This is a genomic window from Pseudomonas sp. GL93 (assembly GCF_003408955.1).
In the GTDB taxonomy this organism is placed as follows: Bacteria; Pseudomonadota; Gammaproteobacteria; order Pseudomonadales; family Pseudomonadaceae; genus Aquipseudomonas; species Aquipseudomonas paracarnis.
In genome coordinates, this window is sequence record NZ_NKRF01000138.1 from 25201 (window position 1) to 40113 (window position 14913).

Annotated in this window: 13 protein-coding genes and 1 pseudogene; 5 read left to right on the forward strand and 9 right to left on the reverse strand. The window is 61.3% G+C overall.

The features are described from left to right. Window positions 1–40: 40 nt before the first annotated feature. The 3 genes from praA to CER19_RS28445 form a co-directional block, all read right to left on the reverse strand. Window positions 41–535 (reverse strand): alkane oxidation protein activator PraA, encoded by a 495-nt coding sequence (gene praA / locus CER19_RS28435; RefSeq protein ID WP_116668828.1) that lies wholly within the window; start codon window positions 533–535, stop codon window positions 41–43. A gap of 125 nt (window positions 536–660) precedes the next feature. Next, window positions 661–1941, reverse strand: a complete 1281-nt coding sequence (locus tag CER19_RS28440; protein ID WP_116668829.1) for an alkane 1-monooxygenase — start codon at window positions 1939–1941, stop codon at window positions 661–663. Window positions 1942–2248: 307 nt separating this feature from the next. Beyond that, complete coding sequence (locus CER19_RS28445) at window positions 2249–3247, reverse strand: alpha/beta fold hydrolase (protein WP_116668837.1); 999 nt, start codon at window positions 3245–3247, stop codon at window positions 2249–2251. A gap of 287 nt (window positions 3248–3534) precedes the next feature. Between CER19_RS28445 and CER19_RS28450 the strand changes: the two genes are divergently transcribed. The 4 genes and pseudogenes from CER19_RS28450 to CER19_RS29530 all read left to right on the forward strand — a co-directional run. Beyond that, a complete protein-coding gene (locus CER19_RS28450) occupies window positions 3535–5073 on the forward strand; it encodes an NAD(P)/FAD-dependent oxidoreductase (RefSeq protein WP_116668830.1) in 1539 nt (512 codons plus the stop codon). Beyond that, window positions 5070–5960 carry an SDR family oxidoreductase gene (locus CER19_RS28455; protein WP_116668831.1) on the forward strand — a complete coding sequence of 297 codons (891 nt, stop codon included), beginning with the start codon at window positions 5070–5072 and terminating at the stop codon, window positions 5958–5960. Before CER19_RS28450 ends, CER19_RS28455 begins: the two co-directional genes overlap by 4 nt. 15 nt (window positions 5961–5975) lie before the next feature. Continuing rightward, on the forward strand, window positions 5976–6839 hold the full coding sequence (locus CER19_RS28460) for a metal-dependent hydrolase (RefSeq protein WP_116668832.1): 864 nt from the start codon (window positions 5976–5978) through the stop codon (window positions 6837–6839). Between the two features lies 1 nt (window position 6840). After that, window positions 6841–6930: pseudogene (locus tag CER19_RS29530) on the forward strand (metal ABC transporter ATP-binding protein); the annotation flags it as partial. A 24-nt stretch (window positions 6931–6954) separates the two neighbouring features. On the opposite strand, the gene pepN reads toward CER19_RS29530, so the two are convergent. From pepN to CER19_RS28490, 6 genes are read right to left on the reverse strand one after another with little or no spacing between them, the layout of a single operon-like run. Next, a complete protein-coding gene (pepN, locus tag CER19_RS28465) occupies window positions 6955–9612 on the reverse strand; it encodes an aminopeptidase N (protein ID WP_116668833.1) in 2658 nt (885 codons plus the stop codon). 13 nt (window positions 9613–9625) lie between these two features. After that, window positions 9626–10456, reverse strand: coding sequence for a DUF2797 domain-containing protein (locus CER19_RS28470; protein ID WP_165861688.1), 831 nt, complete (start codon window positions 10454–10456; stop codon window positions 9626–9628). Beyond that, complete coding sequence (locus tag CER19_RS28475) at window positions 10453–10713, reverse strand: YeaC family protein (protein ID WP_003190750.1); 261 nt, start codon at window positions 10711–10713, stop codon at window positions 10453–10455. Before CER19_RS28475 ends, CER19_RS28470 begins: the two co-directional genes overlap by 4 nt. A 14-nt stretch (window positions 10714–10727) precedes the next feature. After that, complete coding sequence (locus CER19_RS28480) at window positions 10728–11597, reverse strand: rhomboid family intramembrane serine protease (RefSeq protein WP_116668834.1); 870 nt, start codon at window positions 11595–11597, stop codon at window positions 10728–10730. Continuing rightward, complete coding sequence (locus CER19_RS28485) at window positions 11594–12568, reverse strand: metallophosphoesterase (RefSeq protein WP_165861689.1); 975 nt, start codon at window positions 12566–12568, stop codon at window positions 11594–11596. The genes CER19_RS28480 and CER19_RS28485 overlap by 4 nt, the downstream gene beginning before the upstream one ends. Beyond that, the gene (locus tag CER19_RS28490; RefSeq protein ID WP_003217892.1) at window positions 12565–13455 is read right to left on the reverse strand and encodes an NAD(+) kinase; all 891 of its coding nucleotides are present in this window, start codon (window positions 13453–13455) and stop codon (window positions 12565–12567) included. Before CER19_RS28490 ends, CER19_RS28485 begins: the two co-directional genes overlap by 4 nt. 144 nt (window positions 13456–13599) lie before the next feature. Between CER19_RS28490 and CER19_RS28495 the strand changes: the two genes are divergently transcribed. After that, entirely contained in the window at window positions 13600–14547 is a 948-nt protein-coding gene (locus tag CER19_RS28495; protein ID WP_116668836.1) for a DUF1853 family protein, read from the forward strand. The last annotated feature ends 366 nt before the right edge of the window (window positions 14548–14913 follow it).

A 14913-nucleotide genomic window follows, 5' to 3' on the forward strand; every position in this document is an offset into this window, starting at 1 on the left:
CAAATTTCAATGCATTTACCGCTGTAACCGTCGGAACGCGTTATTCGACAACTTTGAAGTTGGGCGGCATCTTGATCGACACCGTCTTGATCTTGCAGTCTTCGCCAATGGCCACATCGGTGGCTTCCAACTTGCCAGTGGCGTTATCCCAGGTACCGTCGGCCGTTGAAGGCCCGCACTTGCCGCCCAGGCCAAAGGCATGCACATCCACGCTGATCTTCGACATGGAGCCGCTTTTTGTATCGTTGGCGATTAACACCCAGGGCAAGTTGATAGCTTCGACACGGCTGCACTTGAGGCCACCGTCGAACTCGACTTTGTCGACATTCACCGATGAACCGTCGGCTGCAACCTTGCCAGCCACCTTGATGGTGCAATCGGCACTGATGAGCTTGCCTTTGGAAAAGCTGATAGGCCCTTGGGCAGTGAAGGCACTGCCAGCGGGTTCGATACGCGCAGCCTGGGCCTGGTGATAAACAATCAGGCCCATGGCCGCCAAGAGGATGTGGGCGGTGAACTTGGCAGAGCTTTGCATGGTGTACGTCCTTCCCTTGAAATTATTGTTGTAGGGTCAAACCAGGTGCTTGCATTCAAAACGCCGGGCGATAAGGACCTGCGCGATACACAGATCCCGAGTACACCCTGAAGGCTTACTTCATCTCAAAACGGCTTGGCACTACCGCTGTACTTTTCCAGGTACTTCAAGCGCTTTGACGGTTGAAGATTGGTCAGGTTGATATCACCGCCATAGTGATTCAGCACGCGATGGTCCATGCGGCGGCGCCACAAGTACGGCACATAAGCCCAGACAATCATGCTGGCGTAGCCATACGGAAGTTGCGGCGACTCATCAAAGTGACGCAACGACTGATAACTGCGCGTGGGGTTGGCATGGTGATCGGAGTGCCGTTGCAATTGGAACAGGAAGATATTGGTGACAATGCGATTACTGTTCCATGAGTGACGCGGCGAGCAGCGTTCATAACGACCATTGGGCAACTTCTGACGCTTGAGGCCGTAATGCTCGACATAGTTCACCACTTCCAGCAAGGAGAACCCGTAGATGCCCTGGATAATCAGGAACGGAATTACCGCCGCCCCCAGCCAGGCAATCATCGCGCCCCACAACACCACGCTGTACATCCAGGCGCTGAGCACGGCGTTCTTCCAGTGCAGGGCCGGCAGGCCGAGTTTGCGCAGGCGTTCGCGCTCCAGATTCCAGGCCGACACGGCGCTGAACCACACTGAACGCGGCAGGAATGCCCAGAAACTTTCACCCAGGCGCGAGCTGGCAGGATCTTCCGGGGTAGCGACCCGTACGTGATGGCCACGGTTATGTTCGGTGTAAAAGTGCCCGTAGAACGTCGGCGCCAGGGTGACCTTGGCCAAAAACACTTCCAGGGGTTTGGGTTTGTGCCCCAGCTCATGGGCGGTGTTGATGGCAATGCCGGTGGCCGCACCGGTGGACATGGCCATGCCCACATAGGTCAACCAGCTGACTTCACCGTGAAGTTCAGTGCGTGCGGTGATGAACGCGGCGGTCTTGGCCAGCCAGCTTGAGGGTTCGAGCGTGGCCGTGGCGTGCAACAGGCCGCCGTTGATGATCCAGTCGATGCCGCCAGCAGCGAGCCAACCGGTGATGACCACCGAGGAAATCACAAACAGCACGCCGGTGTAGACGATCCAGCGGTAGTAGCGTTGGGATTCAAGGTGGCTCACCGCAGATTCGGGCGGGTTGCTGACGTCTTCGCCAAGCAGGCCGTCAATCAGCGGGATCAAGCCGAAAATCACCAGTACGCCCACCCACCACAGTTGTTGCACGCCTGTGGTGATGGCAAGGGCGCCGGAGAGCAAGGGCGTCGCCAGCGGCATGATGCCGAGCCACCACAGGTGGCGTTTGCCGTCGGCCCAGACATGCGAAGTTGCCAGAGTCTGGTTCATGGCAGCCTCCGAACGCATTCGGTGGGCAACGAGGCAGACGACAGGTATACGGAGCGTTGACTGCTCCGGGAAATCAACCATGCGATAAAAGGCGTTTTTTTCATTATTTTATTCGCTCTTAGGCATTTCAAAAATAATTTCAAATTACACATTGAAATAATTTTTTTAAATAAATAGCGCGGAATCGTTAGGTCGTCAACTAGTTTTTCCAGCCCTTTTTTCCGTGACCGTGCAGTCTCTTTTCAGCCGCCTGGTCAGGTGTTCAGGGCAGGCGTCAACGCCTATGCGCCGCAGTTAGGTGGCACTGTTACTGGCTCGCCAGGGCGACAGGAGGGTATAAGGGCCTGACGTTCTCGCCCGGTCGGACCCGCTTTGCCACCTGCTCTACCAGCGCCGCCACGCGCTCAGTTGCGGTGATCGGCAACATATGCCCACGACCTTCGATCACCTGCATTTTCAGCCCTGGCACCTTGCTGGCCAGGGCCTGGCCGTGCTTCTGGAAGTCGAGCACCTTGTCTTGCCCGCCGTAGATCAGGCCGATGGGCAGGGTCAATTGGGAGTAGCGCTTGACCATGTCCGGCAGGTGGTCGTTGACTCGGTTGATCTCGGTGGACGCGGCGTAGAAGTTGTCGGGGCGCATGCCCAGCAAACCGCCGCCACGGGTGGCAAAGTCCGGCGGCGCAGGATCGGGGGCGAATACGCCCTTCACCACCGAGTCTTTGGTCAGCAGGCCGATGGGCAGGGTCAAGGTGTGGGCCACCCAGCGCCGTAGCCAGGCCGGGCGCACGGCCAGAGACAGGAACACCAGCGGCAGCATGCGCTGGGGGTGAGTCAAGGGCGCAACCAGCACCAATCCGGACACCGCATGGGGATGGTCGAGGGCCAGCGCCAGGGCAATCGCGCCGCCCAAGGAGTGCCCCAGCACCAGCGGTTTGTCCAGGTCCAGCGTCTGGATAAAAGCCGCGATTTGTCGCGCCTGGGCTGGCAAGTCTGCTGGCGTGCCGCTCTGTCGGGTGGAGTAGCCCGAACCCGGCCGGTCGAGGCTGATGACCCGAAAATGCTCACGCAGCTGGCCGGACAAGGCATAGGTCAGGTTGCGACTGCTGCCCATCAGCCCGTGGATCATCACCAGCGGCGGGCCCTTGCCCTCTTCGACATAATGAAAGCGCTCGCCGTCCACCTCTACAAAGCGCCCGTTGCTCGGCACGGTCGCTTCAATGCGCCGCGTCATCCAGGCACTCAAGCCCCATAACGCCGCGCTGGCGCCCACCAGCACACCTGCAGCGACAACCCACTCGACAGCCATAGCTCGGTCCTCTGCTTCCCTGCTGCTGGCGACCCGACCGGAATTGGTCTGGCCCCAGCCATCGTCCACACCCTGGACCTGCACTTCATGCATACCACGTTCGTCCGTCGGACAAATCGCTCATGCGCAACAAGGTGCTAGCGTAGGCGAATTTTTCAGGTAGATTATTTAAAATCTTTTTTAAAATAAATAATTCAATTTCCCTTTGCAATGGTGTTCTATCTAAAAGACAAAACAAAAACAGGAGCACATCCGATGCCCAAGCGCTTTATCGACGAGGCAGCCCTATGAATGCCCCCCGTGATTCAATCGACATCGCCATCATTGGCTCTGGGTTCGCGGGCCTGTGCATGGCGATCAAACTCAAGGAAGCCGGGCTCACCGACTTCTTTATTGCCGAACAGGCCCAGACCCTCGGCGGCACCTGGCGCGACAACCACTACCCAGGTTGCGCCTGCGACGTGCAGTCCCATGTGTATTCGTTTTCCTTTGCGCCCAACCCGAACTGGACGCGACAGTTCGCGCCGCAACCCGAGATCCGCGCCTATCTGGAAGACTGCGCCAGGCGCTTCGAGCTCGCGCCTTACCTGCGCTTGGGCATGGGCCTGCAACGTGCGCTGTTTGATGAACAGCAGCAGCGCTGGCAACTGACCTTCAACGACGGCCGCCACGTCAGCGCGCGGGTGCTGGTGTCAGGAATGGGGGGCTTGTCGCGCCCGGCAATGCCAGATATCCCAGGGCTGGACAGTTTCAAGGGCAAGCGCTTCCACTCCCAGCAGTGGGATCACGAGTACTCCTTAAAGGGCAAGCGCGTGGCGGTGATCGGCACCGGTGCCAGCGCTATCCAGTTCGTGCCACAGATCGCCCCGCAGGTAGCGCACCCGGACCTGTTCCAGCGCACACCGCCGTGGATCATGCCCAAGCCTGATCGGCCGATTTCAGCGTTCGAACGCTGGTTGTTCAAGCATGTACCGCTCACCCAAAAGCTGGTGCGCGCTGCGCTTTACTGGGCATTGGAAGGCCGTGTGGTGGGCTTTGCCCTGCATCCACGCCTGATGAAAATGGTGCAGAAAATCGCCCTGCGTCATCTGCGCAAACAGGTGGCCCGCCCTTCCCTGCGCAAAACCCTGACGCCGGACTACACCATCGGCTGCAAGCGCGTGCTGATCTCCAACGATTACTACCCGGCACTCTCGCGCAGCAATGTCGAGGTGGTCACCGACAACGTGCTGCGCATCGAAGCCGACGGCGTGATCACTGCCGACGGTATCAAGCACCCCGCCGATTGCCTGATCTTCGGCACGGGCTTCCAGGCCAGCGACCCGTTGCCCCGTGGCTGCATCATCGGCCGTGACGGCATCGACCTGATGGACGCCTGGCGCGATGGCGCCCATGCCTACAAAGGCACCACCGTGCCGGGCTACCCGAACCTGTTTCTGATCGTCGGCCCCAACACCGGCCTGGGGCATAACTCGATGATCCTGATGATCGAGGCCCAGGTCGCGTACATCCTCGACGCCCTGAAACACATGCAGCGCCAGCGCCTTACCACGGTAGAGGTCAAACCCGCCGTGGAGCACGCCTACAACCAGCAGTTGCAGGACAAGCTCAAGCGCACCATCTGGAACACCGGCGGCTGCCAGAGCTGGTACCTCGACCCGCGCACCGGCAAGAACACCACGCTGTGGCCCGGCTCGACCTGGCGCTTCAAGCAGGTCACCCGGCATTTTGCCCTCAAAGACTACAGCGTCAGCCAGGCGCCCGCGCCCGCCCTCCCGCGCGCGGTTGCAACGCCCCACTCCACCACAGAAGGCAGCCTGTCATGAAGTCATTCAACGGCCGCGTCGCGGCGATCACCGGCGCGGCTTCCGGCATGGGCCGCGCACTGGCCCTGGCACTGGCGCGGGAAGGGTGTCACCTGGCGCTGGCAGACAAAAACAGCCAGGGCCTGGAACAAACCCTGGCGCTGATCCGCACCTCGACCTTGTCGCCCGTCACTGTCACCACCCAAGTGCTGGACGTGTCCGACCGCCAAGCCATGCACGATTGGGCGGCGCGTTGCGTGGCCGAGCACGGCCAAGTCAACCTGGTCTTCAATAATGCCGGGGTGGCACTGTCGAGCACCGTCGAAGGGGTGGATTACGCCGACTTGGACTGGATCGTCGGCATTAACTTCTGGGGAGTGGTGCATGGCACCAAGGCATTCCTGCCGTACCTCAAGGCCAGCGGCGACGGGCATATCATCAATACGTCCAGCGTGTTCGGCCTGTTCGCCCAGCCGGGCATGAGCGGCTACAACGCCAGCAAATTCGCCGTGCGCGGCTTCACCGAGGCCTTGCGTCAGGAACTCGACCTGCAACGCTGCGGCGTGTCGGCCACCTGTGTACATCCCGGTGGCATTCGTACCGACATCTGCCGCAGCAGCCGCATCGACGCGAACATGACCGGTTTTCTCATCCACAGCGAGCAACAAGCCCGCGCCGATTTCGAAAAACTCTTCATCACCGACGCCGACCAGGCCGCCAAAGTGATCTTGCAAGGCGTACGCAAAAACAAGCGCCGCGTGCTGATTGGCCGCGATGCCTACTTCCTCGACCTGCTCGCCCGCTGCCTGCCGGCGGCCTATCAGGCCCTGGTGGTGTTTGCCAGCAAACGCATGGCGCCCAAGCTGCGCACGCCGGTGTTTGAAACCAACGACGAGCCTCGACTCTGAACAGGAGGACGCACCATGTTGCCGATCCGTCGCGATATCCGTTTTGCCTTGCCTGCCGAGCGCATCAAGAACTGGCACGAACAAGGGCCTGTGGTCAGCCATTTCTTCAATGCCCTGTCGTTGCTGTTTCCCCAGGGCGAGCTGTTCTTCATGGACAGCGTGCGCCACTACCGTGGGCAGATCGACGATCCCGAGCTGAAAAAAGAGATCCAGGGGTTCATCGGCCAAGAAGCCATGCACAGCCGTGAGCACGTGGCCTACAACGACTTGCTGCAAGCGGCCGGCCTACCAGCGCACACCCTCGACCGACGCCTGAAGTTCTTCCTAGACCTGCAGAAAAAACACCTGCCGCCGTCGTTCAACCTGGCGGTGACCATCGCCCTGGAACACTACACCGCCATGCTCGCGGAAATCCTGCTGAGCGACCCGTCGCGCTTTGGCGACTCACTCAAGGGTTACCAGCAGATGTGGTACTGGCACGCCCTGGAAGAAACCGAACACAAAGCCGTGGCGTTCGATGTGTGGAACAGGGTTATCAAACCAGGGCCTGCACGGTACCTGCTGCGCACCGGCACCATGCTGACCACCAGCGTGCTGTTCTGGGTGGTGGTGCTGGATTTTCACGTGCGCCTGTTACTTGCCGACCGCACTTCGGGCGGCACGCTGAAGGGGTTATGGCGCATGGTTAAATTTTTGTATGGGCCCAAGGGGGTGTTTCCACGGATGTGCCGGCCTTGGCTGCATTATTTCAAGCCGGGCTTTCATCCCTGGGATCATGACAACCGGGCGCGGTTGGCGGGCATTGACCGGTTGGTCGAAGAGATAGAGCGCACGCGCCGCAGTTACGACGCTTATCAAACTGACGCCCCCCTGACCTAAATGTGGGAGCGGGCTTGCTCGCGAAAGCGGTGGGTCAGTCATATTGATGTCGACTGACCCACCGCTTTCGCGAGCAAGCCCGCTCCCACAGGGGATCGCGTTAAGGCAATGAGGGTTACGCCAGGCTCTTGCTGACCACCTCAAACACATCACTGGACAGCTCACCCGCACCCAGGATGCGCTCCAGCTCCGCCTTCATCAGCGCCTGCCGGGCGCTGTCGTACTTACGCCAGCGCGTCAGCGGCGCCAGTTGGCGCGAGGCAATCTGCGGGTTCAAGGTATTGAGCTGGATCACCAGGTCCGCCAGGAAGCGGTAGCCAGAACCATCCGCCGCATGGAAGTTGATCAGGTTCTGCCCGGCAAATGCGCCCACCAGCGCGCGCACCTTGTTGGGGTTCTTGATGGTGAACGCCGGGTGCTCCATCAACGCCTTGACCCGCGCCAGCCCGCCCGGCAAGGTGCTGCCGGCCTGTACGCTGAACCATTGGTCCATGACCAGCGGGTTGTCCTTGAAGTTTTCGGCAAACACCGCCAAGGCCTGGGCTTTCTCTGCTTCAAACGGCGAGTTCACCAGCACCGCCAACGCCGTCAAGCGTTCGGTCATGTTATCGCTGGTGTCGAACTGATCCTGGGTGGCCGCCAACACCTCTGGCTTGCCGCTGAGCATCAAGTACGACAGCGCGATGTTCTGCAGCGCACGCCGAGCGAAGTGCTCGGCTTCTGCCACGTAAGGCGTTTGCTTGGACAGCTCACGGTTGGCCTGGTAGCGCAGCCACAACCCTTCGAACAGGTTGTCGGCCAGTTGCTTGCGGGCAAACTCGCGGGCAGCGTGGATGGCGTCCACATCCGCCACTTCGCTGATTTCCGTCAGGTAGGCTTCGCTCGGCAGCGAGAGCATTTCGGCGACCATGGCCTGGTCCAGGCTTTCATCGCTCAACACCGTGCGCAGCGCGTCGATCAAGCGTTGATCGAGCTTCAGCGGCTGGCCCGCCTGATGCTGGCCGATCAGTTCCTGCAACACCTGCACGGCCAACTGCTGGCCGGCATCCCAGCGGTTGAAACCGTCGCTGTCGTGCTGCATCAGGAACATCAGTTGATCGCGGCTGTACGGGAAGCTGAGCTTCACCGGCGCCGAGAAACCACGCAGCAACGAAGGCAAGGGTTTTTCAGCAATGTCCACGAAGGTGAAGGTCTGCTCCGCTTCGGTTACCGAGATCACCCGTGAGGTGCCACCTGCGGTCGTTTCACCGGCGAGGCGCAAGGCAATACCGGCGCCCTGCTCGTCCAGCAAGCCCAGCTCCACCGGGATCACAAAGGGCAGTTTCTCGACCTTGTCCGGAGTGGGCGGGCAGCTCTGGCGGAAGGTCAGGCTGTAGGTCTTGGCCGCCGAATCGTAAGCCTCGCTTACCGCCAGGCGCGGAGTGCCGGCCTGGCTGTACCAGCGCTTGAACTGGCTGAGGTCGGCGCCGTTGGCGTCTTCCATGGCCTTGATGAAGTCGTCGCAGGTCACGGCCTGGCCGTCATGGCGTTCGAAATACAGGTCGCTGCCTTTGCGAAAGCCCTCGGCACCGAGCAAGGTGTGGATCATGCCGACCACTTCCGAGCCCTTTTCATACACGGTCAGGGTGTAGAAGTTGGAGATCTCGATAAAGCTGTCCGGGCGCACGGCGTGGGCCATGGGGCCGGCGTCTTCGGCGAACTGGTGAGTACGCAGGTACGCCACATCCTGGATGCGCTTGACCGTGGCCGAGTTCATGTCGGCAGAGAAGCCCGAGTCACGGAACACGGTGAAGCCTTCCTTGAGCGACAACTGGAACCAGTCGCGGCAGGTCACGCGGTTGCCCGACCAGTTATGGAAGTATTCGTGGGCGACGATGGCCTCGACGCGCTGGTGGGCGGCATCGGTGGCGGTTTCGGCGCGGGCCCGCACGGCGCTGGAGTTGAAGATATTGAGGCCCTTGTTCTCCATGGCGCCCATGTTGAAGTCGTTGACCGCGACGATCATGAAGATGTCCAGGTCGTACTCGCGGCCGTAGGTCTCTTCGTCCCAGCGCATGGATTTTTTCAGGCTGGTCATGGCGTGCTGGCACTTGTCGATATTTTCCGGCTCGACGTAGATGCGTAGCGCGACTTCGCGGTTGGTCATGGTGGTGAAGCTGTCTTCAACGCACCACAGGTCACCGGCCACGAGGGCAAACAGGTAGGCCGGTTTCTTGAACGGGTCTTCCCAGGTCGCCCAGTGCCGGCCGTCTTCACCGGGGCCGCTGGCGATCGGGTTGCCGTTGGACAACAGCACCGGGTAGCTGTGCTGCTCGGCGATCACCGTGGTGGTGAACACGCTCATCACATCCGGGCGGTCGAGGTAGTAAGTGATCTTGCGGAAACCTTCGGCCTCGCACTGGGTGCAGAACATACCACTGGATTTGTACAAGCCTTCCAGGGCGGTGTTGGTTTCCGGGTGGATCTTGACGGTGGTGTCGAGGGTGAATGTCTCACTCTTGGGCTGCACGGTCAGATGGCTATCGGTCAACTGGTAGTCAGCGTCCGTCAACGGTTGGTCGGCCAGGTGGACACTCAACAGCTCAAGTTGCTGGCCATCGAGCACCAACGGCGGCAAACCGGCGCCGCGCTCGGGGTTGCGGCGCATCACCAGCTGCGCGTGGACCAGGCTGTGGTCCTCGAACAACTCGAAGGTCAGGTGCGTCTCGTCGATCAGGTAGTCCGGCGCCTGATAGTCCTTCAGGTAAATCATCTTCGGTTGTTCGGTGCGCATGCTGGGGATCCTTCTACTGATGCACGGCGAGCTGGTAGGCCGTGTATTTACGAATGTTGATGACGCCAGTGTCGAAGATCAGGTATTGGCCCTTGATCCCCAGCAGCGTGCCTTCGGCAATCGGGTTCTTGTCCAGGTTGAAACTGACGATCTTGGTCGGATACTGCTCGACCGGGTAGCGGATTTCAATCGGCTCGATGTCGGCAATGGTTTGGATGGCGTGCAGGCCAAAGCGTTCCTGCAAACCCAGCAAGCCCTCGGCGCAAGAGGCGAACAGCTCATCACGCACCTGCTTGAGGTCCACCGATTGCGCGTCGCCCTTGAGCAAGGCGCGCCAGTTGGTCTTGTCGGCCACCTGGCTGCGGAACAGGTCTTCGACGAAGCCCGATTGCTGGCGCGTCGCCACGCGCATGATCGGCAGCGCCTGGCTGGCGCCCTGGTCCAGCCAACGGGTGGGCAACTGCGTAGCACGCGTAATGCCGACCTTGATGCCCGACGAGTTAGCCAGGTACACCACGTGGTCGGTCATGCAGAATGTCTCGCCCCAACCCGGATCGCGGCAGGTACCGGCGTCGTAATGGCAACGCTCGGGGCTCATTATGCACAGGTCACACTGGGCCAGCTTGGTCATGCACGGGTAGCAATAGCCCTGGCTGAAGCTGGTCTTGGTCTTGCGCCCGCAATGGCTGCAATGGATGGCGCCGAGGTACTCCAAGCGTATATGGGTGCCGATCAACGGGTTGACCGGCACCTCGGTGCTTCCTAAGCGAAAGGCGTATTGAACGGTCGGCTCACCGAGTTGCGCCGACATTTTGCTGACTGCACCGCGACCAATTTCAATCAATGGATCGCATCCGATTTGAACAGGATATTCGGTACTGGCGCGGATTTGGACGCGCATTCCTGCGGGCCCATATAGCCAGTGCGCTGCTCTTCGGGCAGGTTCTGAATCTCCCAGGCGATCATCGCTTGCAGCGACAATTCGCGCTGCTCGGCGGTGAGCTTGCGGCCATCGGACCATTTGCCGATTTCCACGGCGAGTTTGAGGCTCTCGTAGATGTCCGGGGTGATGTTTTCGATCATTTCAGCAAAAGAGGACATAAGGCTCTTCCTTATCAAAGAGACGCTTTGCGACGGTTGTACAAACCGCCGAGCAAACCCGTCAAGCAACCGATGACCAACCCGCCCACATGGGCCGCGTTGGCGATTTCGCCGAAACCGATCATCGAGACCAGCCCCGACAGGCAGAGCAGCAGCCACACCAGCATCATCACCAGCACCCCACGGGGCAGGCGATAGGCCGGGTTGGGCGACAATAATTGAAAGATCCAGCAGTGCCCGAGCAGGCCGTACAACACGCCAGACAAGCCGCCAAACAAACCGGGACCACCGTAGGCGTATTGCGCATAGTTGGAGGCCACGCTGAACAACAGGGTCAGGCCCAGCAAGTTAATGCTGCCCTGGCGCGCTTCAATGCGCCGGCCCAGCTCCCAGTACCACATGCCGTTCATGGCCAAATGCAGGATGCCGAAATGGATCAGCATCGGCGTGACCAGGCGCCACCACTGCCCCGAGGCCAGCGTGTCGGTCAGCGGCGTGAACTGGATGTACTCGCCCAGCACCCGGAACGGCAGGAAGGTCAGCCAGGCCATGGCTTGCAGGTTTTCACCCAGCAGGGTCACCGCACCCACAATCAGGCTGGCCAACAGCACCAGCGCGGTGACCGGGCTGTGGCGCACCTGCTGGACAAAACCTGGCCGCGCAACCGGCGCCTGCTCGGGAATGTCCAGTTGCTGGTCCGGGTCGCCAGCGGGGAAGCGTTGATACAACGCGCGCACGTCGTCGCTGATGGCCTCGGGCACCCACAACACCTGCTCACCGGCCTCCTCGCTGACGCGGTGCGGCACCTGCATGCGGTGCAGCAACTTGACGAAGCCGCCCAGGTCGACGCTCAGGGGCAAGCGCAATACAGCTACGGTACTCATGGAATGGCCTCTGGTCGCTCAACGTCGACCCATACGAATTTACGCGGATCCAGTTGGGTTTCCTGGTCCAGTCGATACGCCACCAGCTTGCCGTACAGCACGGCGCTGTAGTCCAGGCAGGCAAGGTTCGGGCGGATCGGCGCTGGTTTGCCGCTGCGCCAGTAGTGGCCGACGAACAACAGCGGTTCATCGACGCCATAGCGCAGCAGGGAATTCTTTTGCGTGGACGACAACGGCGTGCGCGCCACCGGCTCCGGCAAGGCGTCGGGCTGGAACACGATGTCGCCGTAAGTCTTGGGGTCGTCTTCCCAGAACTTGGTGCGAAAGAACGAACGCGTCAGGCCATCACCACCGGTCAACGTCAGGCCGTCGGGCAGGCGCATATCGGTGCCGCGCAACAGGCGGTCGAACGCGTTGCAGGCGAAACTGCCCGGTACGGCAGCGGCTTGCAGGAAGTGCTGGTCGATGCAGCCATCCGGGAAGGTTGCGCGCAGCGGCTGGATAAAGCCGTCGTCCCAGCACGCGTGCACCACGCGAAAACGCCCGGCGTCGACAAACAGCGGCATGTCGTAGAACCAGCCAAGGAAGTCGTGCCAATCGGCCGGGTGGTGTTCGAACTGGGTCAGGGTCTCGTGGATCAAGCGGGCGTGGCGCGGGTTGTGCTCACGCACAAACTGCTTGCCGCTGCCCGGCGGTGCCGGCGTGGTCCAGCCCAGCGCATTGAACTCATGGTTACCCATGATGCACAGCGCCTGGCCGGCCTCGGTCATGTCGTGGACGATATGCAGCGCCTCGCGGATGCGTGGGCCACGGTCGATGATATCGCCCAGAAACACAGCCATGCGTGACGGATGGCGCCAGGTGCCGCCCTGCTTGTGGTAACCCAATTGGTCGAGCAAGTGCTCAAGGGTATGAGCGCAACCGTGCACGTCACCAATCAGGTCGTAGCTACGCGCGGGATCGAGCATCAGTCGCCTCCACCTCCCAAGCGGCTGCCCCAGCCCAACTTGGTGCGGCACACTTCGTAGTAGTTGTGATCCAGCGGGTGGATCAAGCGCAACTTCTGTGCCTTCTTGCTCACGGTGATGGTGTCACCGGGGGCGCAGGTGAAATGGTTCTGCCCGTCGCAGGAGACTTGCGGGTAGATCTGCATGTCTTTGGACACCACGATTTTCAGCTCACTGTTGCCATCGACCACAATTGGCCGGCTGGACAACATATGGGGGTACATCGGCACGATCACAATGGCATCGAGTTTGGGGTGCATGATCGGACCGCCGGCCGACAACGCGTAGGCGGTAGAACCGGTGGGCGTGGCGACGATCAGGCCGTCGGCCTTCTGGCTGCAGACGAACTGGCCATCGATGTACAGCTCGAACTCGATCATGCGCGTGGACTTGCCTGGGTGCAGCACCACGTCGTTAAGGGCATCGCCCTGGCCGATCGCCTCGCCATGGCGGCGCACTTCGGCCTGCAGCAGGAAGCGGTTCTCCACCAGGTAATGGCCGTCGAGCACCTTGGCCACTTCGACTTCCAACTCATCGGGGCGGATGTCGGTGAGGAACCCCAGGCTGCCGCGGTTGATCCCCAGCACCGGCACATTATGCCGCGCCAGCGCCCGGGCGGCGCCGAGCAGGCTGCCATCGCCGCCGACCACGATGACCATGTCGCACACCTCGCCGAGCATCTTGCGCGACGAGGTTTGCAGGCCGTGGCCGGGGAGGATTTCAGCAATGGTGTCTTCGAGGATCACATGCAGGTGGCGCTCGAGCAGAAACTTCTTCAGCCGGCGGACGGTGTCCAACACCTGGGTACTGCCCAGGCGACCGATAATGCCGATATTGCGAAATTGCTCCATGGGGCTCCTGCGGGATCTGGGGTGAGGCAAAAAGAGCGATTATGGGCGAAAGGCCGCCTCAGGCAAAATCCTTTGTCGCCGCCAAGCCTTGATGACAATGGTTCTCAGGCACCTTCTGCGCGCTGAAAAGGCTATGCTCGGACCATGACGCCATTCCCCGACTTGCACACCCTGCCCCGCCAACTGCGCCACCCCGAGGTGCGCGACCGGGCGTGGGTGATGCTCGCGCCGCCGATGCTGGCGCAGACGCCGTGGCCGCAGCGCCACCCGCTGGCGGGCAGTGACTGGGTGCAGGCCCCTCACCAACTCGAAGCCTGGCTGCGCCAGCTGGACCAGGACAGCAGCGCGCTGCAGCAATGGCTGAGCCTGTCACGTACCCGGCGCCTGGGCCTGTACTACGAGCGCTTGTGGCAATTTGCGGTGCAGCATGCCCCGGGCGTGGAGTTGCTGGCCGCCAACCTGCCGATCCGCCGTGCCGGGCACACCCTGGGCGAGCTGGACATGCTGCTGCGCGACCGCGATGGGGTGCACCACCTGGAACTGGCGATCAAACTCTACCTGGGCCCGCAGGACGGCAACGGCCAGGACACCGCGCAATGGCTGGGGCCTGGCTGCCATGACCGGCTAGACCGCAAGCTGGCGCACCTGGCCGAGCATCAATTACCGATCTCCGCGCGGGCAGAAAGCCGCGAGGCCTTGGCGGCGTTGGATATCCAAGCGTTTGATGCGCATTTGTGGCTCGGCGGCTATCTGCTCTACCCCTGGCCCGGCGCGGCGCACTCCCCCCTCGGCGCTCACCCGCGGCACCTGCGTGGGCGCTGGTTGCATCAGCGCGACTGGACGGACTTTGTCAGCACCCGCCCAGAGGGTCGCTGGCAACCCTTCCCCCGCCATGCCTGGCTGGCGCCCGCGCATTACCCGGCCGATGAAGTGTGGAGTGAGGTGCAGATGCAAGGCTGGCTGGCAGAGCTAGACCCAATGGCCCCGGCGCAGTTGCTGGTGCGCATGGTGCCGAACGGTGAGGAGTGGGAGGAAGCCGAGCGGTTGTTTCTGGTGGCCGATCTTTGGCCGAATGTGCCGGGGACAGGCTGATAGGTGTGGTGTGTTTGAGGGCCTCATCGCAGGCAAGCCAGCTCCCACATGGAATCGGCGGCGCGGCCAAAATGTGGGAGCGGGTCTGTAGGAGCGAGCTTGCTCGCGAAAAACTCACAGGCGCCGCGTTCATTCAGCAAACACGCGTTATCGTTGACGTTTTTCGCGAGCAAGCTCGCTCCTACAGAATTGGCCGAAGTACCGGGGATAGGCTGATGAGTGTGCGGTGTAATTGAGGGCCTCATCGCAGGCAAGCCAGCTCCCACATGGAATCGGCGGCGCGGCCAAAATGTGGGAGCGGGTCTGTAGGTGCGAGCTTGCTCGCGAAAAACTCACAGGCGCCGCGTTCATTCAGCAAACACGCGT

Bases quoted from the DNA above. Each gene is read 5' to 3' on its own strand.
- CER19_RS28455 (WP_116668831.1), top strand. From the start codon at position 5,070: ATGAAGTCATTCAACGGCCGCGTCGCGGCGATCACCGGCGCGGCTTCC.
- CER19_RS28440 (WP_116668829.1), bottom strand. From the start codon at position 1,941: ATGAACCAGACTCTGGCAACTTCGCATGTCTGGGCCGACGGCAAACGC.
- CER19_RS28475 (WP_003190750.1), bottom strand. From the start codon at position 10,713: ATGTCCTCTTTTGCTGAAATGATCGAAAACATCACCCCGGACATCTAC.
- praA (WP_116668828.1), bottom strand. From the start codon at position 535: ATGCAAAGCTCTGCCAAGTTCACCGCCCACATCCTCTTGGCGGCCATG.
- CER19_RS28460 (WP_116668832.1), top strand. From the start codon at position 5,976: ATGTTGCCGATCCGTCGCGATATCCGTTTTGCCTTGCCTGCCGAGCGC.
- CER19_RS28490 (WP_003217892.1), bottom strand. From the start codon at position 13,455: ATGGAGCAATTTCGCAATATCGGCATTATCGGTCGCCTGGGCAGTACC.
- CER19_RS28495 (WP_116668836.1), top strand. From the start codon at position 13,600: ATGACGCCATTCCCCGACTTGCACACCCTGCCCCGCCAACTGCGCCAC.
- CER19_RS28445 (WP_116668837.1), bottom strand. From the start codon at position 3,247: ATGGCTGTCGAGTGGGTTGTCGCTGCAGGTGTGCTGGTGGGCGCCAGC.
- CER19_RS28480 (WP_116668834.1), bottom strand. From the start codon at position 11,597: ATGAGTACCGTAGCTGTATTGCGCTTGCCCCTGAGCGTCGACCTGGGC.
- pepN (WP_116668833.1), bottom strand. From the start codon at position 9,612: ATGCGCACCGAACAACCGAAGATGATTTACCTGAAGGACTATCAGGCG.
- CER19_RS28450 (WP_116668830.1), top strand. From the start codon at position 3,535: ATGAATGCCCCCCGTGATTCAATCGACATCGCCATCATTGGCTCTGGG.